Source organism: Nocardia sp. NPDC051981, from assembly GCF_040680715.1.
In the GTDB taxonomy this organism is placed as follows: Bacteria; Actinomycetota; Actinomycetes; order Mycobacteriales; family Mycobacteriaceae; genus Nocardia.
In genome coordinates, this window is record NZ_JBFAXK010000028.1 from 25357 (window position 1) to 44765 (window position 19409).

The following is a 19409-nucleotide window of genomic DNA, read 5'->3' on the forward strand; positions in this document are numbered from 1 at the left end:
TATCGGGTCCGGCCCGGTTCACGGGTGCGCCGCGTTCAACGAGGAGCGTGGCGGCCCGGTCAGCGCAGCTGTGTGTCATGTGCGGTATCCGTGGCATGCAGTTGCGTCACCGGGGTACCGGTGCGTGGCAGGAACATTCAGGGCGTGAGCGGGGCCGGCTTCTGGAGGAAGTCGCCGACCTGCCCGATGGCCTCGGCCGCTTCCGGATGGAACGACCAATAGATCTGGAAGGCGTGCCCGTCGACCGGGTAGCTGTCGTGCCGGACCGCGACATCGGCCGCTCGCAGCCGCTCGACGAGCGCATTGGTATTGCGCCCGAGGCTGTCGAACTCACCGGATTGCACGAGGGTCGGCGGTAGGCCGGTGAGATCGGCGCACATGGGGTTGGCCTCCGGATCGCTTACCGGGCGGCCCGCCAGGTAGGCGGTCTGGAAGCGCATGTGCTGTTCGACATCGGCGGGCGGGTCGTCGGCGGGGGCGTAGAAGTCGACGGCGGGGCACAGCAGCACGGTCGCGCGCGGCATGGGCAGGCCGCACTCGCGGGCATGCAGCAGCGCCGACAGGATCAGCATGGCCCCGGTCGAATCACCCACCAGCGCAATATTTTCCGGTGGCTTACCGCACTCCAGCAGCCAGCGGTAGGCGGTGCACACATCGTCGCGGGCGGCTGGGAAGGGATGCTCGGGGGCGAGCCGGTATTCGGGCACGAGTACCCGGGTGCGTCCGGCGTCGGCGACCGCGCCCGCCATGCCGCGATACCCGTAGGCCGAGCCCATCATGAAGCCGCCGCCATGTGCGTAGACGGCGACGGTCTCTGAGTCCTCGGGGCGCGCGAGTTGGATGCCGGGCACCCCGCCGGCGTTCACCGGCTCCAGCAGCACGCCCTCCGGGATGGGGAACTGTGCGTGCATGAGTTCGAAGGCCGACCGCATGGGCGCCAGGTCGCCGTTGAAGGTCTCCTCTACCGGACTCCACAGCCGGTCCATGCGGGCCGAGAGCTCGCCGCCCGCCGCGCGGGCCGCCGTCAGGGCGCTGTCCAGGCCGGCGAGCACATCACGGGTTCGATCCAGCAGCGCCGCGCCCGCGGGAGTGAGGCCCACGCTGCGGGTATTGCGATGGAAGAGGTCACAGCCCACCAGCTTTTCCAGTGACCGAATGGTCCGGCTGAGCGCGGGCTGGGTGACGTAGAGCCGCTGCGCCGCGCGGCCGAAGTTCAATTCCTCGGCGACCGCGACGAAGGCGCGCAGGTGCCGGAGTTCCACGCCCTCGGGGGTCCGAGGCAGCGGCTCGACCATGCGCTCGAGTATGCCCGCCCCGCATTCATTCCGCTGCGGCATCGCTGTCTTGCGAACCCGGCAATTCCTTGGGCTTTCCGAAACTGCGACCGTGGACGCATGGGAAAAATTGTTGCAGGGCAGTACCTTTCACTGGACGGCGTGACCGAGAGCGGCTGGACCGGTCTCGCCCCGTCGATCTCACCGACCGATCCGCACACCGGGCCGTATTTCAACGACGCCGAGGTGCAGCAGGCGGTGGGCGCCATCATGGCGGGCAATGACGCCATGCTCCTGGGCCGCACCACCTACGAGGGCCTGAAACCCTTCTTCACCAGCCAGTCCGGCCCGTACTTCGACGCCGTCAACGCCATGTCCAAGTACGTGGTGTCCACGACGATGGAGTCCACCGACTGGGCCAACACCACCATTCTGCGCGACAACCTGGCCAAGGAGATCGGCGCGCTCAAGGACCGGCATCAGCACATCGGCATCGGCGGCAGCGGCACCCTGGTGCGCTACCTGATCGCCGAGAACCTCCTCGATGAGCTGCACCTGCTGGTGTTTCCGCTGATCCTGGGCGGTCCGGGCGCGCGATTCTTCACCCCGGACCAGATGCCGGCCACCTTCACGCTCACCGACTGCCGTGCCCTGGACTGCGGTGTGGTGAACGTGGTCTACACCCGGCAGGAGGCCGCGGCATGAGCCGCCGCATCACCGCCAATGTCTACCTGTCCCTCGACGGCGTGGTGGAAGCTCCGGAGAACTGGCACTTTCCGTACCACGACGACGCAACCGAAGAAGCGGTGATGGCGGGCCTGCGCGCCGCCGACACCCTGCTGCTGGGCCGCAAGACCTACGACATCTTCGCCGCCGCCTGGCCGGACCGGGAAGGGGAGATGGCCGACTGGTTCAACCTGACGCCGAGACTCGTGGTGTCATCGACGCTTCAGGATCCGGAGTGGAAGTACACCACCGTGCTCGCCCCCGACCGGCTCGTCGAGGAGCTCACCGAGCTCCAGCAACAGCCGGGCCTCGCAATCGCCCTGCACGGCAGCATCACCCTGGTGCGGACGCTGCTCGAGCACGGGCTGCTGGACGACCTCGTCGTCATGCTGCACCCCATCGTCGTGGGCTCGGGCGCACGGATGTTCCCCGGCAACGGCCCCCGGCTCCCGTTACGACTCACCGCCGCGACCACTTTCGGCAGTGGCATCCAGGCTCTCACCTACACCAAGGACTACTGATGGAACCCACCAGAGGCTTCGTGGACTCCAAGGACGGCACCCGCATCGCCTACACCCGATACGGTTCGGGCCCGGCGGTCGTGCTCATCGACGGCGCGCTCGCCGCCCAGGAGTTCGGCCCCAACAAGTCACTCGCCGAGGCGCTTTCGAGCCGATACACCGTCTACACCTACGACCGGCGGGGCCGGGGCGGGAGCGGCGACAATCGGCCGGTCGACATCGAGCGCGAATTCGAGGATCTCGACGCGGTCATCGACCTGGCCGGGGGACCGGTGATGCTGTATGCCATCTCGTCGGGCGGCGGCCTGGTCCTGGACTACCTGCGCAGCGGCCGCACGGTGCGCAAGGTCGCGCTCTACGAGGTGCCGTTCGTGGTCGACGACAACACCCGCCCGCCGGCCCCGGCCGACTATGTCGAGCACCTGACTTCTCTGCTGGCCCAGGGCAAGAACGGTGATGCGGTCAAGTACTTCATGCGAGCGGGAGTGCATCTGCCCGCCCTCATGGTGGCCGCGTTCCCGCTCTTCCCGGGCTGGAGTCACCTCAAGACGGTGGCTCCGACCATGGCCTACGACATCCAGTACGTCCAAGCGTTCCAACGGGGCCGCAGGCTTCCGGCCGATCGCTGGGCCGGGCTCGACCTGCCGGTCGCCGTGATCGCGGGCAGCAAGAGCCCCGCCTGGATGCGCAATGCCAATGCCGCACTGGCCCAGGCGATTCCGGGTGCCTCGCACCGGGTTCTGCCCGGCCAGACTCACCTGGTCAAGGCGCCCGTGCTGGCACCCGCGCTGATCGAATTCTTCGGCTGAAGCTTTCTCCGATTACCCGGGGCCCACCAGTTGGCGGGCCCCATCAGCTTGACCAGGGCCGGAACCAGCAGCATGCGCACCAGGGTGGCGTCGATGACCAGCGCGATCACCATGCCCAGGCCGAGGAAACGCATGGGCGTGAGCGGGGAGAGCGTGAACGCCCCGGTGATGAGCACCAGCAGCGTTGCGGCGGCGGTGATCACGCGGGCGGTCTGCACGGTGCCGATGCGCACCGATTCCTCGGTGTCGGCACCGGCGTTGTGGGCCTCCACCATTCGCGAGAGCAGGAACACCTCGTAGTCGGTGGACAGCCCGAAGACCACGGCGATGATGAGCACCATCATGCCCGCCGACAGTGGCCCGACGCTGATGTGCAGTGCACCCGCCAGGTGGCCCTGATCGAAGATCCAGGTCAGCACCCCGAAGGTGGCCGTCAGGCTCAGGAACGCCATGAGCACGGCCTTGAGCGGCAACACGATCGAGCGGAAGGCCAGTGCCAGCATGAGCAGGGTCACCGCCACCATGACCACGATCATGAGCGGCAACCGGTCGAGGACGGCGGCGATGCTGTCGACGGTGCTGGCGCTCTCGCCGCCGACCCGCAGGTCGAGTCCGTCCAGGCGCAGGTCCCGCAGGTCGCGCACGACGTCCTGGGCCCGCGGCGAGCGGTCCGGAGCGGCGAGCGCCGCGTGGATGACGGTGGTGTTGTCGCGGGTGTCCAGCGCCGTCGCCTGGCGCACACCCCGGACGCCGCTGATCTCGCGCAGGGCGATGCTGACGGCGGTCGGAGTCGGTGCGCTGCCGTCGGTTTCGCGCAGCAGGATGGTCGCGCCACTGTTGGCGGCCGGGAAGTGCGCGCTCAATTCCTCCACGGCGGTGCGGGTTTCATTATCGGCGGGCAGTGCGGTGTGGTCGATATCGCCGAGCCGGACCCCCGACAGCGGTGCGGCGAGGACCAGCAGGATCGCACCGACCGCGATGGCGACCGTGCCCGGCCGGCGCATGACGGCGGTGACGACCCGTCCCCAGAATCGTTGCGCCCGTTCCTCCGAGCGCTCGAAGGCGTCCGCGCGCCAGCTCCACTTGCCGATGCGCGAGCCCAGCAGGGTGAGGATCGCGGGCAGCGCGGTCACCGACAGCAGCGCGGCCAGCCCGACCGCGGCGATGGCCCCGATGCCGAGTGAGCGCAGCACGGCCAGCGGGAACACGAAGGTGCCCGCGAACGCGCACATGAGCAGCAGCGCCGAGAACAGCACGGTACGCCCGGCGGTCCGCAGGGTGCGGGTCACCGCCTCCTCGGTCGAGTGTCCCCGCCCCAGCTCCTCGCGGAACCGTCCGACGATGAAAAGCCCGTAGTCGATGGCCAATCCGAGCCCCAGCAGCGACACCACATTCATGGCGAACACGCTGACCTCGGTCACCCGCGCGATGATCCCGACCGCGCCCAGCGCCCCCACCACCGCCAGCGTGCCGATGAGCACCGGCAGCGCGGCGGCCACCACCCCGCCGAATACCAGCACCAGCACGATCGCGGTCAGCGGGATCGAAATCGATTCGGCCAGTATCAGATCGTGCCGTGACTGATCGCTGATGGTGTCGGCCAGCGCGCTGTATCCGGTCAGCCTGGTGTCGATTCCCGGAATGCGCAGTGCGGCCGCGATTTTCGGATACTCCGCGACTCGCTGATTGTCGTTCCCCGCCGAGAACACGACCGCCACCGCCTGCCGTCCATCGGACGATCGGAGGTACTGCGATCGCGGACTGTTCCAATAACTCTCGACCGGCCGATCCAACAGCGCCGGATCGATCTTGCCGATCGCCTCGGTCACTCTCGGCCCGACATCGGCCAGCGACTGCCCCTCGGGCGCGGTGTAGACGGCGATCACATCCGGGTTCTGCGGTCCCAGGCGTTCGGTCACCCAGGCATCCACCGACGCGGATTCACCATCGGGCACCACGAATCCCGCCGAACTCACCCGCTGCTGCAGCCCGGCCGCGAACAGCCCGCAGGCCAGTGCGAACAGCACCGCGACCACCAGCACGGTCCTGGGCCGCGCCACCACGACCCGCGCCCAGGCGGCGATGAGACCATCTGATTCCGCGGTCTCGGTGACCTCGGCGGAACTGTCGACGACGGTCATGGGCACTCCGATCCTTGTGTGCGAGTGGCCTATTGCCGCGGCCGGGCTCGGGTCGAGAGGAGAATCAGGCGGTCGCGTCCGAATTCGTCGGCGTCAGTTCGCTTTCCAGCGTGCGGACGATGCGGTCCAGCAGGGCGTCCAGGCGTTCCGGAATGCCGCGTCCGTTGCGGACGGAGACGGTCAGCTCGGTGCGTCCGCCGCATTCGGTCATGCCCATGAGCAGCGGCATGGCGACGCTGTGCTGCGGCATGACCTTGATGGCGGTGGGGGCGAATCCGGGGACCGCGAGTGCGTCGAGGTCGTAGCGGCCCATGTGGGAGACGGTGGCGGAGGCCAGGTTCCGGCCGGTACGGGAGCCGAGCAGGTTCAGCGCGCGCAGCAGCCCGCGCCCCGCCGCCTGCGGCAGGTATTTCAGCCCGCCGTTGTCCATCTGGTTGAGCTCGCGGTTCTCCTTCAGGCCCGCGCGCTTGATTTCGTTGAGCTGCTTCCAGTCCATGCCCGGCCGCACGTCCAGGAACAGTGGCAGCGCGAGATTCGCGGTGGACCGCAGTTCCGGGTCGTGGCGGCGGATGTCGACCGGGATCATGATGCGCGAGATCGGCCCGCCCTCCTCCGCGAGCAGCGCCGCCACCCGCATGAGCGCGCCCGGCCCGGTCGCGTGAATGGTGCGGGTACGCAACAGGTGCCGGGGTTCGCCCGGGTCCTGCCGCCCGTGCCCGACCGCCGAGCGGAAGCGCGGCAGCATGAGCGTGGGCCGCCCCGGCGCGCCGACCTTGCGCACCAGTTCGGCGTCGGCGATCGGATCGGGCGCACCGACGGGTTCCTCACCGCGCAGCACCCGCAGCACGTCGGTGGCCCACATGACCATGCCCATGCCGTCCATGACGCCGTGGAAGACCCGGAACACCAGGGTGGTGGGCCCCTTCTCGCCCTCGGGTAGGCCGGCCGTGAGCAGCAGCACCTCCACGGTGGCGTCCGGGGTCGGCCCGATCGGACTGGTGAGCACCGGATCCGCCTCCAGCGCCGGATATTCCAGCACGTGGTCCATCACCCGCACGCTCGGCGCGACCCCGCTGTCCACCCACTGCTTGCCGTCGCGGACCAGCCGCGCACCCGGATTGGCGTCGGCGGCGGTGGCGACCGCGCGCCGCAGCGCCTCCGGATCGATGCTGCCCTGGCCCTCCACCACCAGCTGCATCAGGAACGGCGGCGCCAGATCCCGCATGGGGAAGTAGATGAGCTCGGTGGGGGAGATGGGACGGCGGAACATGTGTGTGTACCCCTGCCTAGATCTTCTCGGTCAATGCCACGATCCCGCCCTGGGTTTCGAGCCAGGCCAGGAACTCGGTCAGCCCGGTCTCGCGGTCCACGATCGGCTGGTAGCCGAAATCCCGGGTGGCGGCCGAGGTGTCGTAGGTGGCGGTGCGGGTCATCAGCGCCACCACGTACCGCGTCAGCGGCGGCGACCACCGGGTGGCGACGAACGGCAGGCGCCAGACGGTTTCGATGGCGGCCACCGCGGCGGTGAGCACCCGTGGATTCGGCTGCCGGGTCGGCTTCGGATAGCCGAGGCCGGTGGCCACCTCGCCGAGGAAGCCCCACACGTCGGTCCGCTCGCCGTCGGCGATGAAATACGCCCTGCCGCCGACCTGCTCGGAGCGGGCCGCCAGGACGGCCGCCTCCGCGATGTTCTCCACATGGCACAGCGAGGCCATCACCTGCTTGCCGTAGGACAGGTCCGGCAGCGTGCCCGCGGCCGCCCGCCCGAGCAGCCGCACGATCGGCCCGGACCGGTCGCCGGCGCCCCAGATGGCGCGGGGCCGCAGCGCGCAGGCCGTGAATTCGGCGGTGTTGGAAGCCAGCACGGCGCGTTCGGCCGCGGCCTTGGTCTCCGAGTACACGTTCAGGTAGCGGCTCGGGTACGGCACCGATTCGTCGATGTCCACCTGATCGCCGCCGTCGCGGTCCATGAGCGCGCTGGGGCTGGAGATGAACACGAACCGCGAGGCCCCATTGCGCTTGGCGGCGCGCAGCAGATTCTCGGTGGCCGTGACGTTCTCGGCCACGAACTGCGCCCGGGTGCCGCGGTCGTCGACTCGCGCCGCGCTGTGGAACACCACATCCACGCCCTTGGTGGCGCGTTCGAGCGACACCTGATCGGTGAGATCGCCGGTGATGATCTCGATCTCGTCGATGACCTCGTACAGGTCACGCAGATTGCTGGTGGGCCGGGCCAGGATGGCCACCTCGAAGCCGCCGTCCCGGACGAGGCGGCGCACGATCGCCCCGCCCAGGAACCCGGATGCCCCGGTTACCAGTGCCTTCACGCTCTATCCTCTCCGCACGATTGGGGGCGCTGGGTGGTTACGCAGGCAAGCGGGAGCGGCTCCTCCGGGCCTGACCCGTTCATGCGGCCTCCTGCGTCTTCCACCAGGTGATTCCGAAGATCTGGGTCATGGCCGCCGTCTTGACCGGTGAGTGCTCGGTGCCCGCTGTCGCCTTCAGCGCGGCCGGGATCTGGGCCGCGTGCACCACGATGCTGAGGAAGGCGTCGATCCAGAACACCGCCCGCAGCAGCCGGTTGGCGGGGGCGCGATCGCCCGCCGCCAGCAGCAGCCCCAGGGCCAGGTAGAGCCATCCCAGTACCGGAATCGCCCGCAGCACAGTCACCTTCATCGTCCGTCGTCCTTTCCGAGCTGCTCCGCCGCCCAGACCGCGAGTTGTTCGCGGCCGATCTTGGCATTGTGTCGGATATCGACCGGGAACTTCGGATGGAACAGGAACGTGGAAACCGGTGCGGTGACATCGAATTCGCTGGCCCGCTGCCGCAACTGCGACGTCAGCGCCGCGGTGTCCGTGCCGGGCGCGGCCTCCACGCAGAGCACCGGCAGCTGCGCGCCGCGGGCGCCCACGCCGACCAGCGCGGTGCGGACCACCCCGGGCAGTATGTTGAAGACCTGCTCCACCTGCACGGAGAACATGGGTCCGGCGGCGGTGTGCACGCGCTGACTCTTGCGGCCGCAGAACCAGATCCGGCCCTCGCCGTCGATCCAGGCCAGGTCGCCGGTGCGATGCCACACCGTGTCGTCCTCGTGGATCTTGCCCGCCAGGTTCGCCGAGTCGGGCCAGTAGTAGCGGGTGCTCACGTTCGGTCCCGACACCACCAGCTCGCCGATGCCGCGGGTGGCGACCAGCTCTGATTCGCGGGCCTCGGCCTGCGCCCAGGTCGGGATGGGATCGTCGGTGATGGCGACCAGCCGGGCCCGGACACCCTCGGCGGGCCGCCCGACACAGGTGCCGTCGCCCAGGTGCGCGCGCTCCGCCAGACCGCCCAGCAGTTCCCGGGATTCGATGGTGGACATGGGCAGCGCCTCGGTGGAGCCGTACCCGGCGTACACCTCGGCGTGCTCGGCCAGCACCTGCCGCAGCCCGGCGATGCACCAGTCCGGGACGGGGGCGCCGCCGGAATAGATGCTGTGCAGGGTCGGCACCGGCGTCTTGTGCGTCTCCAGGTGCCGCAGCAGCGGAATCAGCACGGCCGGGGAGGCGAACATGGTCTTCACGCCGAACCGGTTGAGGGCGTCGACCACGTGTGCCGGATCGGTGGAGCCGACCTTGCTCGGCACCAGCGGCGGTAGTACGCACCGCGATCCGAGCAGCATGTCGAGAATGCCGACCAGCGGCAGCGTGATCAGCGAGGTACCCGGTTCCACCCGGCCCCGCGCGGCGTGCACCTGCTCGACCATGGCGCTGAGATTGCCGTGCGTCATCTCCACGGCCTTGGCGGGTCCGGTGCTGCCGGTGGTGTAGGCGATGAGCAGCACCTCGTCCGCCGGCGCCGGCACCCGCTCGCGCAGGGTGAAGGCGTCGAACGGGGCCCGGTGCTCGCCGGCGGTCCGCCGCTCCGCGCGGGCAGCCAGCAGTTCCTCCAGCCGCGCCGCGACTTTCGCGCCGACCGGACCGGCCGCGCCGTCGGTGCGGAACCGGTTGCCGAGCCGGCCCGCGGTCACCGGCGCGCCCCAGCTGCGCAGGGTCGGGCCGCTCCAGAACCAGCGCGGGCCGACGGTGAGAGTCACCCGCACGTTCCGGAAGTACTTGCCGAACAGCACTCGGGCCGCGTGCGCCTGCGGAATACCGATGAACGCCTCGGCATTCGCGGCGCGCAGGCAGTTGAGCATCTTGCGCAGGCCCATGCCCGGATCGATCACCACCGGGATGGCGCCGATCTTCAACAGCCCCAGCATGATCGCGTACAGCTCCGGGCTGGGCAGCACCAGCACGATGGTGCGGGTGCCGCGGCCCACGCCCGCCGCGGCCAGGTGCAGGCCGATGGTGTCGGACCACTCGTCGAGCTCACGGTAGGTGAGGTGGCGGTAGTCCGGGAGGCCGGAGGCGGTCTTCCCCGCGGGGTAGATCACCGCCTCACGGTCCGGATCGGCGGCCACCACCGCTCGGAAGCGGTCGATGGCCTGCCAATAGGTCGCGGTGGTCACGCCGCGGCTCCGGCGAGGGCCGGGAGCCGGTAGACGACCGCGGCGGCCGAGGGGCCCGCACCGGCCGCCACGAACAGCACATCGCGGTAGCCGGCCAGCGAATCCGCCTGGGCGGCCGCGTGATACGCCAGGGTGAGCGCGGCCGTGTGCGGGTCACCGTCGGTCAGGTCCGGGGTGAACACCGCGTCCGCGGCGATGCCGAGTTCGGCGGCCAGCCGAGTCGGGAAGTCGGCGCTCGGGGTGGCGGCGATGAGGGCGGTGGTGGTCTTGTCGACCGCACTGTCCGACAGCGCGGCGCGCGCGGCCTCGGCGGCGGTGGCCAGCAGCCGGTCCAGGTAGCCCGGTTCGCGCTCGACCGTCATGATGCCGCGGCCGCGATCGCCCATGGTCTCGGTGTTTACGTAGGACTCCAGGCCCGGAGCGCCCGCGGCGGCGCGGGTGTGCACCCGGCCGAAGCCCTCGGGCTCGCCGGTCTGCTCCAGCAGCAGCGCCGCACCCGCGGTGGCGTAGGGGAATTCGTCGTCGGCGGCGGAGCGCGTCAGCGACGGGTGGGTGTCGCCCGACACCACCAGCACGTGCTCGGCGCTGCCGGTGGCCAGCACCGCCTGCGCCACCTGCACGGCATTGAGCACGCCGGTGCCGGCGTTCATGAGGTCGAAGGAGAACGACCGCGGGTCCTCCTTCACGTAGTCGAGCCCGATGCCCGCGGCCTTCTGGATCAGGGCCGACACGGCCGGCTCGACGGTATTGCTGTCGCGGAAGATGCCCGCGTTGATCATGACCCCGACCTGCCCGGGCTCGATGCCCGCGCTCTCCATGGCCCGCCGCGCGGCCCGGCCGCTGAGCTCGACGATGCTGAAAGTGTCGGTGTCCCGGCTGATTCCGGTGGACTTGATGCGCACACCCATGGCAGTACCTCAGACCTTCAGCGACGAGATGGTGGTGGACAGGAAGCCGCCGACGACGCCGGAGGCCGCCGGAATCATCAGGATCTTCGACCCGGCCGCCAGGTTCTGCTGGCTGAGCTGATCGTGCAGCACGATGAAATGCGAAGTGCTGGAGGTATTTCCGTACTTCTCGATGACATTCAGGTCCGGCGGCATGGGGTGGCCGAACTCGCGCTCGGCGATCGCGTTCATGAACGGAATCGCGGCCGCGCCGAACTGGTGGTGGATGATGTAGTCGAAACCCTCGTCGGCGAAGGTGATCCCGTTCGCCTCCATGAAGTTGCGCTGGGTGTCGGTCCACAGCAGGAACCGCGCCTCGTTGTGCATCTTCCGGTTGTCGGTGTAGAGCGCCACGCCATTGGACTTGTCGCTGGGCATGCCCAGGCACAGGTGCGAGAACTCCGAGGCGGTGGTGAGCTCGATGTAGTGGATCTTGTCGTTGTCGTCCACGGCCTCGTCGAGCACCACGGCCGCACCGGAGTCGCCGACGGTCAGCGACGCGAATTGCAGATCGTATTTACTGGAAATCTCGTTCACGGCCGTTTCGGCAATAGGCGTAATGGCCTCGCCGCTGACCACGATGCCGCGTTTCACCGCGCCACTGCGAATCATTCGGTCGAGAATGTAGACGCCACTCATCATGCCCGCGCAGGCATTCGAGAGATCGAAGGCGATGACATCCTCTCGTGCGCCGATGGCGCGGCCGATGGCACCGGCGAAGGACGGCTCCATGTACATCTTGGTGCCCTCCTTACTGCGCGTGATGGAGGTCGAGATGATGATGTCGAGATCGCCTGCGGCATAGGATGACCTGGACAGACAGTCCTCGACGGCCTTCATGGCCAGGGCGAAGGAGTCCTCGAGCGTCTCCGGGCGGGTGTCGCGGAAACGGCGTTCCTTGACGCCCGTGATTCGTTCGAGATCGAACTCCGGGACCTCCTTCAATTGTGAGAGCAGTTCGGCTGTGGTAACACGCTTCTCGGGCAGATAGGCGCCGATGGACTCGAATCGAGATTGCGGCACAGGGGACTCCTGGAACTGGGAGGCTGAAACCTCGTGGAAGAGAGTGAAATGTGTGTTCGTCAAGCTCGGATGAACTGAGGCTACCCGAGAGTAATAGCTTGGGGAACTGAAGCGTTCCGTGTGGCTGTCTGAGACGAAACGTGAACGTACGCTTAGTGTTACGCGCGGTGCCGCAAAATTTCCGCACCCAGCCTGGCCGCTCGCGGCGTGGCTGAAGTGGGGGTTCGCCGGAAGCCGGGTGTTGTGGTCACCGCCCGGCGATCGTCCGTTATGTGACATCGGTATGGCCCGGGGATGACGAAGTGAGCTTCTCGCTGTGAGTGAGTTCACCCGGCCGCGTCACACCCGAGCGCTCCGGTGGCCCGATCCGAAAACTGTCTGAGCGACAGGGGATTTCGCGACGAGGCATAGCGATTCAGGCCTGCGCGGGCAGGCCCAGCACCGCGACCACGAACTCCACGAACAGCGGCGCCAATTCGGGCACCCGATGCGCCCCCTCGGCCACGATGACCCGGCGGGTGCGTTCGCCGATGGCATCCGGAATCAGCGCGAACAGCTCGTCGGCGATGACCGGCAGGCTCGGATCGGTCGCGCGCGCCTGGGCGTAGAAGACCCGGTACAGATCCGCGAACCGATCCACCGATAGATCCCGCAGCGCCACCGACTCCTGATCCACCTTGAACGCCTCGACCAGCATCAGCCGCGCGAAATCCGGTTCGGAGGCCACGGTTTCGCAGAAGGTGACCACGATGGACTCGATGCGCTCGTACGCGCCGGCGTCGGTGGGCAGCTGGGCCAGCTCGTCGGCGATGCGGGTCGCGATGATGTCGGAGGCGGTGCGCACCGCCTCGATGAAGCAGTGCTCCTTATTGCTGAAGTGCTCGTAGAAGGTGCTGCGCGAGACCCGGGCGCGCGCCACGATATCGGTGAGCGTGGTGGCGTGGTAGCCCCTGGCCTCGACGCATTCCACCATGGCCTCGAGCAGCCGGCCGCGCTGCGAGGTGAGGACGGCGTCCCGGGCGGCACGGTGCCGTTCGTCGAAGTTGGTGCGCTGCAACGTCCCCTGTGGTGCGCGAGCCGTCATGTGGACCTGCCTGTCGCGCATCCATTCCCTCTCTCACTGAACCGCGTTCGCTTCAGATGGTCATTATCGGTGGGTGCCCGGATCGGTGGCGTCCCGGGATTGCGGTCGGGTGACCTCAGTCGCCGCCGGGTATCTCGGGCGCTACGGCCGCGGCAGCCGCAACACCGCGAAGGTGAAGGCGCGCAGATCCGGAATCAGTTGCGGCAGTTGGGAAATCTCACCACGCTCGATCAACCACGCCCGATGTCGATCGGAGTGCCCGTTCCGGCGCGACAAAAGACCATTCCTCGTGTCGTTGGGCCACACATGCACATCGTTGCATTCGGACTGCACTCAAGGCGACTGCGGGGCCGGCCCGTCCGGCATCGCTGTAACTCGCGTCCTTCCGTAGTCTTGGCGGACCGGAATTTTAATCCTCGCGAAGTCCACGGGTGAGAATTTGCGGGAGGATTGCTGGAGAGACGGGCGGACAGGTGATCGACGCGATCAATCAGATTCCCGAGCAGCCTGTGCTCGGGATGTACATGCGGTACCGGCGCGAGATGCTGGGCATCACCCAGGAGGAGGCCGCACGTCGCATGTATGTCAGTGTCTCGCTCTATCGCAAGCTCGAGAACGGAGAGCGCGCGCTGTACGGCGAGCGGCTCGAGGACTGGTGTGCCGCCATCGACGCACCGGTATGGATGCTCGAGAAGATGGTCTCGCTGGCGATGCCGAAGATCTCGACCCTGGCCCGTGGCGCCTGGCCGCCCATGTTGCGCAAGGAGGACATCGACCATCTGAACGCGCTGCCCTTCCCGGCCTTCTTCCACCGCTTTCCCGAATACGAGGTGCTGGCGGCCAATCCGGCTGCGAGCGGGGCGTTTCCGTGGCTCGCCCCCGCGGACCCGGGTGCCGAGCGTCCGGTGAACGTCATCGAGCAGATGATGACCGTGCCCGAACTGCGCGAAGTGCTGGTCAACTGGGACACCATCGTGCACCGGCTGCTGTTCAGCCTGCGCATATTGTCGCCCGGCGTCGTCGCCCCGGAGCGACTCGCGCAGATCATCGAAACCTGCAGTGCGAGTCCGGAATTCGAGCGCATGTGGAACACCCCGGTGCAGGAGGAGCTGTACAACGATTCGCTCGTCCTGGTCCGCAACCCGGGAACCGGCGAACTCATCACCCTCACCATGCGCGTCTACAACGCCTATCACCCGCAGGGCTGCTCATATCAGCTGTTCATGCTTACACCACGAGACCCCGGCACCCCGACCGTCGATCCCTACGCGAACGTGTAGACAGCGTCCCTACGGAGAGGTGGACACCGTGGTGTTCGATGCCATCGAGCCCGTCCCCGAGCAGCCCCTGCTCGGCATGTTCATGCGGTACCGGCGCGAGCAGCTGGGCTTGACTCAGGACGAGGTCGCACGGCGGATGTTCGTGAGTCTGTCGCTCTACCGGAAGCTCGAGTCGGGGGATCGGCCTATGTCCCCGGATAGGCTGGTCGACTGGTCGCGGGCCATGCAGGCCCCGGTGTGGCTGCTGCGCAAGATGTGCTCGCTGGCGCTGCCGATGCCGTCCGCCGTGGAGGCCGGGGTGTGGCCGCCGGCGCTGCGGGCGGAGGACATCGAGCATCTGGAGTCGCTGCCGTTCCCGGCCTTCTATCACCGGACGCCCGAGTACGAGATCCTCGCGGCGAATCAGGCCGCGCGCGAAGCCTTTCCGTGGCTGATACCCGCCCAGCCGGACGCCGATCGCCCGGCGAACGTCATCGAGCAGATGATGACCCAGCCCATCGCGCGCGAGGTGCTGATCAACTGGGAGCTGATCGTGCACCGGCTGCTGTTCATCCTGCGGGTGAACGCGCCCGGCACCGTCGCGCCGGAGCGGCTGGCCCAGATCCTGGATACCTGCCGGGTGAATCCCGAGTTCGAGCGCTTCTGGACCACCGATCTCAGCGAGACGGAGTTCAACGATTCGCTGGTGCTGGTCCGGGATCCGACATCCGGCGGGCAGATCTCGCTGACCATGCGCTCCTACAATGCGTGGCATCCCGACAACTGCCCGTACCAGTTGTTCATGCTCACACCGCGTGCCGACCCGACCCCCAGCGTGGGTACCCCAATTCGTGCCACCTCGCCGGGTTGACCCGGACAGTCGCCGGACCGATGCTTGATCGGCGAGATCAGCTACTGCCCGATCCGATTCGCTTTTCGGACCGGGCAGTTCGTGTGTTCGCACCATTTCCCGTTCCGATGGTGGAGTTCGGAGGGGAATCTCCACTCGCGGCCGGCGGGTGTGACTCGGTGTCCGCCCGCCGGAGGGCGGCGGGCGGCACCGGTTCTTACTTCGGTTCGACGTACTTCGGGAAGACCACGGCCGGTTCCGGCAGGGCGGTGCCCGGGCGGAGCGGGGTGGCGAGGTCCGCGAAGTTGCGGTCGGTGACGCCGAGCAGGTCCAGGATCTTCCCGGCCGAGCCGGGGATCACCGGCTGGACCAGGATCGAGACGATGCGCAGCACCTCCATGGTCACGTAGAGGATGGTGCCCTCGCGGGCGGTGTCCTCCGGGGTGCCGGCCTTGGCCAGGGTCCAGGGCGCCTGGGCGGAGAAGTAGCGGTTGGTCTCACCGAGGGTGAGCCACAGCTGCTCCAGACCCAGATGGATCTGCTGCTGGTCGAACTCGGCCCGGACCTTCTCCAGGAGGTCGCCCGCGCGCTCCAGCAGGGCCTTGTCGTCCTCGGTGAACTCGCCCGGGGCCGGGACGACGCCGCCGAAGTCGCGGGCCACCATCTTCAGGCAGCGCTGGGCCAGGTTGCCGTACTCGTTGGCCAGATCGGCATTGATGCGGCCGACGATGGCCTCGTGGCTGTAGGAGCCGTCCTGGCCGTAGGAGATCTCACGCAGCAGGAAGAAGCGCACGGCGTCCAGGCCGAAGGTGTCGACCAGGTCCATGGGATCGACCACGTTGCCGACCGACTTGGACATCTTCTCGCCCTTGTAGTTGACGAAGCCGTGCACGAAAACCCGCTTCGGGAGCGCGATTCCGGCGCTCATCAGGAAGGCGGGCCAGTACACGGTGTGGAACCGCGAGATGTCCTTGCCGATGATGTGCAGGTCCGCGGGCCAATACCGCTGGAACGACGCCGAATCGGTGTCGGGGAAGCCCGCGCCGGTCAGGTAGTTGGTGAGCGCGTCCACCCAGACGTACATGACATGCTCGGGGTGACCCGGCACCGGCACACCCCAGTCGAAGGTGGTGCGGGAGATGGACAGATCCTTCAGGCCCGCCTTCACATACGAGACGATCTCGTTGCGCCGGGTCGCGGGCGCGATGAATTCCGGCTGGGTCTCGTACAGTTCGAGCAGCTTGTCCTGATAGTTGGACAGGCGGAAGAAGTAGTTCGACTCCTCGGTCCACTCCACCGGGGTCTTGGTGTCGGTGGAGATGCGGGTGCCGTCCTCGAGGAGGGTGGTCTCCTCCTCCGTGTAGAACGCCTCGTCGCGCACCGAGTACCAGCCGGCGTAGGTATCGAGGTAGATGTCCCCGGCCTCGACCATGCGCTCCCAGATCGCGACCGACGCGGCCAGGTGGTCCTCGTCGGTGGTGCGGATGAAGCGGTCGAAGGAGATGTCGAGCGCCTTGTCCATGTTCTCGAAGACGTCGGAGTTGCGCGCGGCGTACTCCTGCTCCGCGAGACCGGCGGCCTTGGCGGCCTGCTGCACCTTCTGGCCGTGCTCGTCGGTGCCGGTCATGTAGAACACATCGAAGCCGTCCAGCCGTTTGAAGCGGGCCAGGGCATCGGACGAGATGTACTCGTAGGCGTGCCCGATGTGCGGTGCGCCGTTCGGGTACGCGATGGCCGTGGTGATGTAGAAGGCGGGGCGATCGGATGCGCTCATGGTGTGTCTACTCTATCTGCGTGTCCTACGTCGCTCGCGTGAATATCCCCATGACAGGTGCCGCCCGTCTTTCTTTCGGGGGATGGGCATGACCAGTCGCCGACCTGCGCCCGAGCCGCCCGAGCCGCTGTCGCCGCTCATCGACGCGCACACCCACATCGATGCCTGCGGGGCCACCGATCCGGAATCGGTTGCGGCCCTGGTGGAGCGGGCCCGGGCGGCGGGTGTGCGGGAGCTGGTGACGGTCGCCGACGACCTCGAGGCCGCGCGCTTCGCGGTCCGCGCCGCGCACTGGGACGACCGGGTCCACGCCGCGGTCGCGCTGCACCCGACCCGCGCCAACCGCCTCGACGAGGCCGCCAAGGCCGAGCTCGAGCAGCTGGCCGCCGATCCGCGGGTGGTCGCGGTGGGGGAGACCGGGCTGGACTACTACTGGCCCGGCAAGCTGGACGGCTGCGCCGAGATCGAGGATCAGGTCGAGGGCTTCCGCTGGCACATCGACCTGGCCAAGCGGCTGGGCAAGCCGCTCATGATCCACAACCGGGAGGCCGACCACGACCTGCTGGCGGTGCTGCTGGACGAGGGCGCGCCGGAAACCGTGATCTTCCACTGCTTCTCCTCCGACGCGAACATGGCGATGGCCTGTGTCGAGGAGGGCTATGTGCTCAGTTTCTCGGGCACGGTCAGTTTCAAGAACGCGCACGAATTGCGCGAGGCCGCGAAACTCGTTCCGGACGAACTGATTCTGGTCGAAACGGACGCGCCGTTCCTGACTCCGCATCCGTTCCGGGGTGCGCAGAACGAGTCGTACATGCTGCCGTACACGCTCCGCGCGCTGGCCGAACTGCGCGAACAGGATCCGGTGCAGCTGGCCAAGATCACCACCGCCAATGCCCGCCGGGTCTACGGAATCTGAGCTACGGTTCCGCCTCTCCGGGACGTCAGCGCCCGACTCGGGTGCCGTCGCGGGTATCGCACGCGTGCGGGTGGCCAACCTATTTCGGGCGTACCCGGCGAGTTACCCTCAGCGCTGCGAAATCAGTTGTCGCTGTCGGGGATCGGACACCAGGCTTTGGTCGCCGTATGTGTCGCAGCTCACTATGATCTAGCGCGATCGTGATTTACCTGCGGTTCGATATCGGGTCGTAATTTTCTTTCCTGCGGTTTCGCGGGAGCGGTTGTCAATCCCGGACCCCCTCGTTATCGTACTGTGACCATGCCGGGATTTCCGATGCACGCATTGACGAAGATCAACTCGTCGCGTTCCCCGCTGCTGTACGGGGCTATCGCGGCGATGCTCGTCACGCTCATCTTCGGCGCCGGCGTTGCCATCATGAGCAAGAAGCAGGTCACCTTCGTCATCGATGGCAAGCAGTTCGCCGAATCCACCATGCGCGGGGATGTCCGCGGCGCGCTCAAGGACGCCGGGTACGCGATCACCAGCCGTGATGACGTATCCCCTTCCGCCGGAGCGCATATCAGCGATGGATCCACCATCACGCTGAACCGGGCCCGAGAGGTCTCGCTCATCGTCGACGGCACGCCCTCCAAGGCATGGACCACCGCGCTCACCGTGGCCGAGGCGGTCACCAAGCTCAACCTGCCCGGCGACGTCTTCACCTCGCCCGCGCGCCCGACCCCGCTGCCGCTCGAGGGCGCGCAACTGCTCATCACCAACCCGCGCACGGTCGAACTCAGTGACAACGGCGCGCCCGCGTCGCTGGTCCGCCTCGCCGCCCCGACCATCGGGGAGCTGCTCCAGGCGCAGGGCCGCCCACTGATCAATCAGGACTCCGTGGAACCGGTCGCGAGCACCCCGCTCACCGACGGCATGAAGATCACCGTCACCCGCAAGATCGTGGAGAACCGCACCGAGCGGGTGCCGCTGGATCCGCCGGAGAACATCATCGAGGATCAGACGCTCAATATGAGCCGCACGATCGTCGAGAATCCGGGCGTACCCGGCACGCAGGACGTGACTTTCGCGGTCTCCATCGTGAACGGCCATGAGGCGGGCAAGGATCCGATCAAGTCCACCGTGATCGTGCCCGCGCAGCCCAAGACCGTGCGCAAGGGCGCCAAGCCCGGCACCGAGGTCCCGGACGTGCAGAACGGCACCACCTGGGATGCCCTGGCCAAATGCGAATCCGGCGGCAACTGGGCCATCAATACGGGCAACGGCTTCTTCGGCGGCATCCAGTTCGACCAGAACACCTGGGAACGCCAGGGCGGCACCCGCTACGCCCCGCGCGCCGACCTCGCGACCCGCGAGGAACAGATCGCCATCGCCGAAGTGACACGCGCCCGCCAGGGTTGGGGCGCGTGGCCGGCCTGCACCTCGCGGCTCGGCATCGGTTAGAAGGGCTGTCCCGACAGTGTGGACAGCAGCTGGAACGGCATGCTGAGGAACATCAACCCGACATAGAGCGGGTAGCGGATCGGATCACCGTTGAGGTAGCCCTCGGCCAGCCAGCTCATCAGGTCTGCGGAACCCATGTCGCATCTCCC

General features: G+C 67.8%; 18 protein-coding genes. 7 read left to right on the plus strand and 11 right to left on the minus strand.

The features are described from left to right. Positions 1–137: 137 nt before the first annotated feature. Positions 138–1295, minus strand: coding sequence for an alpha/beta hydrolase fold domain-containing protein (locus AB0L60_RS34415; RefSeq protein ID WP_364622920.1), 1158 nt, complete (start codon positions 1293–1295; stop codon positions 138–140). A 99-nt stretch (positions 1296–1394) separates the two neighbouring features. Here AB0L60_RS34415 and AB0L60_RS34420 point away from each other — a divergent pair, with 99 nt between their 5' ends. From AB0L60_RS34420 to AB0L60_RS34430, 3 genes are read left to right on the plus strand one after another with little or no spacing between them, the layout of a single operon-like run. Next, on the plus strand, positions 1395–1979 hold the full coding sequence (locus tag AB0L60_RS34420; protein ID WP_364622922.1) for a dihydrofolate reductase family protein: 585 nt from the start codon (positions 1395–1397) through the stop codon (positions 1977–1979). Continuing rightward, on the plus strand, positions 1976–2521 hold the full coding sequence (locus AB0L60_RS34425; protein ID WP_364622925.1) for a dihydrofolate reductase family protein: 546 nt from the start codon (positions 1976–1978) through the stop codon (positions 2519–2521). The genes AB0L60_RS34420 and AB0L60_RS34425 overlap by 4 nt, the downstream gene beginning before the upstream one ends. Further along, complete coding sequence (locus tag AB0L60_RS34430; RefSeq protein WP_364622928.1) at positions 2521–3330, plus strand: alpha/beta hydrolase; 810 nt, start codon at positions 2521–2523, stop codon at positions 3328–3330. Before AB0L60_RS34425 ends, AB0L60_RS34430 begins: the two co-directional genes overlap by 1 nt. On the opposite strand, the gene AB0L60_RS34435 is transcribed toward AB0L60_RS34430, so the two are convergent. The 8 genes from AB0L60_RS34435 to AB0L60_RS34470 all read right to left on the minus strand — a co-directional run bounded on the left by AB0L60_RS34435 (position 3276) and on the right by AB0L60_RS34470 (position 13039). After that, a complete protein-coding gene (locus AB0L60_RS34435) occupies positions 3276–5414 on the minus strand; it encodes an MMPL family transporter (protein ID WP_364623161.1) in 2139 nt (712 codons plus the stop codon). The genes AB0L60_RS34430 and AB0L60_RS34435 overlap by 55 nt on opposite strands. A gap of 121 nt (positions 5415–5535) precedes the next feature. Further along, positions 5536–6741, minus strand: coding sequence for a peptide synthetase (locus tag AB0L60_RS34440; protein WP_364622930.1), 1206 nt, complete (start codon positions 6739–6741; stop codon positions 5536–5538). Positions 6742–6757: 16 nt separating this feature from the next. Next, entirely contained in the window at positions 6758–7798 is a 1041-nt protein-coding gene (locus AB0L60_RS34445) for an NAD-dependent epimerase/dehydratase family protein (protein WP_364622932.1), read from the minus strand. Between the two features lie 79 nt (positions 7799–7877). Next, the gene (locus AB0L60_RS34450; protein WP_364622935.1) at positions 7878–8147 is read right to left on the minus strand and encodes a hypothetical protein; all 270 of its coding nucleotides are present in this window, start codon (positions 8145–8147) and stop codon (positions 7878–7880) included. After that, positions 8144–9964, minus strand: a complete 1821-nt coding sequence (locus tag AB0L60_RS34455) for a fatty acid CoA ligase family protein (protein ID WP_364622937.1) — start codon at positions 9962–9964, stop codon at positions 8144–8146. Before AB0L60_RS34455 ends, AB0L60_RS34450 begins: the two co-directional genes overlap by 4 nt. Then, positions 9961–10872, minus strand: a complete 912-nt coding sequence (locus AB0L60_RS34460; RefSeq protein ID WP_364622940.1) for a hypothetical protein — start codon at positions 10870–10872, stop codon at positions 9961–9963. Before AB0L60_RS34460 ends, AB0L60_RS34455 begins: the two co-directional genes overlap by 4 nt. 9 nt (positions 10873–10881) lie before the next feature. After that, the gene (locus AB0L60_RS34465; protein WP_354836108.1) at positions 10882–11934 is read right to left on the minus strand and encodes a 3-oxoacyl-[acyl-carrier-protein] synthase III C-terminal domain-containing protein; all 1053 of its coding nucleotides are present in this window, start codon (positions 11932–11934) and stop codon (positions 10882–10884) included. 415 nt (positions 11935–12349) lie between these two features. Continuing rightward, positions 12350–13039, minus strand: coding sequence for a helix-turn-helix domain-containing protein (locus AB0L60_RS34470; protein WP_364622944.1), 690 nt, complete (start codon positions 13037–13039; stop codon positions 12350–12352). 452 nt (positions 13040–13491) lie between these two features. On the opposite strand from AB0L60_RS34470, the gene AB0L60_RS34475 reads away from it, so the two are divergent. Together AB0L60_RS34475 and AB0L60_RS34480 are read left to right on the plus strand one after the other, a co-directional pair. Continuing rightward, positions 13492–14298, plus strand: coding sequence for a helix-turn-helix domain-containing protein (locus AB0L60_RS34475; RefSeq protein ID WP_364622947.1), 807 nt, complete (start codon positions 13492–13494; stop codon positions 14296–14298). A gap of 28 nt (positions 14299–14326) precedes the next feature. Further along, a complete protein-coding gene (locus tag AB0L60_RS34480) occupies positions 14327–15148 on the plus strand; it encodes a helix-turn-helix domain-containing protein (protein WP_364622950.1) in 822 nt (273 codons plus the stop codon). A gap of 196 nt (positions 15149–15344) precedes the next feature. Here AB0L60_RS34480 and metG read toward each other — a convergent pair whose 3' ends face one another. Continuing rightward, positions 15345–16901: a methionine--tRNA ligase gene (gene metG / locus AB0L60_RS34485; protein WP_364622953.1), complete on the minus strand. Its 1557-nt coding sequence runs from the start codon at positions 16899–16901 to the stop codon at positions 15345–15347. 88 nt (positions 16902–16989) lie between these two features. Between metG and AB0L60_RS34490 the strand changes: the two genes are divergently transcribed. Together AB0L60_RS34490 and AB0L60_RS34495 are read left to right on the plus strand one after the other, a co-directional pair. Next, a complete protein-coding gene (locus AB0L60_RS34490; RefSeq protein WP_364622956.1) occupies positions 16990–17817 on the plus strand; it encodes a TatD family hydrolase in 828 nt (275 codons plus the stop codon). A gap of 315 nt (positions 17818–18132) precedes the next feature. Then, positions 18133–19260, plus strand: a complete 1128-nt coding sequence (locus AB0L60_RS34495; RefSeq protein WP_364622959.1) for a transglycosylase family protein — start codon at positions 18133–18135, stop codon at positions 19258–19260. Here AB0L60_RS34495 and AB0L60_RS34500 read toward each other — a convergent pair. Beyond that, on the minus strand, positions 19257–19397 hold the full coding sequence (locus AB0L60_RS34500; protein ID WP_354836094.1) for a hypothetical protein: 141 nt from the start codon (positions 19395–19397) through the stop codon (positions 19257–19259). The genes AB0L60_RS34495 and AB0L60_RS34500 overlap by 4 nt on opposite strands. Positions 19398–19409: the final 12 nt, after the last annotated feature.

Excerpts from the sequence above, each read along its gene's own strand:
- AB0L60_RS34415 (WP_364622920.1), bottom strand. The coding sequence starts at position 1,295 with ATGGTCGAGCCGCTGCCTCGGACCCCCGAGGGCGTGGAACTCCGGCAC.
- AB0L60_RS34420 (WP_364622922.1), top strand. The coding sequence starts at position 1,395 with ATGGGAAAAATTGTTGCAGGGCAGTACCTTTCACTGGACGGCGTGACC.
- AB0L60_RS34425 (WP_364622925.1), top strand. The coding sequence starts at position 1,976 with ATGAGCCGCCGCATCACCGCCAATGTCTACCTGTCCCTCGACGGCGTG.
- AB0L60_RS34430 (WP_364622928.1), top strand. The coding sequence starts at position 2,521 with ATGGAACCCACCAGAGGCTTCGTGGACTCCAAGGACGGCACCCGCATC.
- AB0L60_RS34440 (WP_364622930.1), bottom strand. The coding sequence starts at position 6,741 with ATGTTCCGCCGTCCCATCTCCCCCACCGAGCTCATCTACTTCCCCATG.
- AB0L60_RS34450 (WP_364622935.1), bottom strand. The coding sequence starts at position 8,147 with ATGAAGGTGACTGTGCTGCGGGCGATTCCGGTACTGGGATGGCTCTAC.
- AB0L60_RS34460 (WP_364622940.1), bottom strand. The coding sequence starts at position 10,872 with ATGGGTGTGCGCATCAAGTCCACCGGAATCAGCCGGGACACCGACACT.
- AB0L60_RS34470 (WP_364622944.1), bottom strand. The coding sequence starts at position 13,039 with ATGCGCGACAGGCAGGTCCACATGACGGCTCGCGCACCACAGGGGACG.
- metG (WP_364622953.1), bottom strand. The coding sequence starts at position 16,901 with ATGAGCGCATCCGATCGCCCCGCCTTCTACATCACCACGGCCATCGCG.
- AB0L60_RS34490 (WP_364622956.1), top strand. The coding sequence starts at position 16,990 with ATGACCAGTCGCCGACCTGCGCCCGAGCCGCCCGAGCCGCTGTCGCCG.
- AB0L60_RS34495 (WP_364622959.1), top strand. The coding sequence starts at position 18,133 with ATGCACGCATTGACGAAGATCAACTCGTCGCGTTCCCCGCTGCTGTAC.
- AB0L60_RS34500 (WP_354836094.1), bottom strand. The coding sequence starts at position 19,397 with ATGGGTTCCGCAGACCTGATGAGCTGGCTGGCCGAGGGCTACCTCAAC.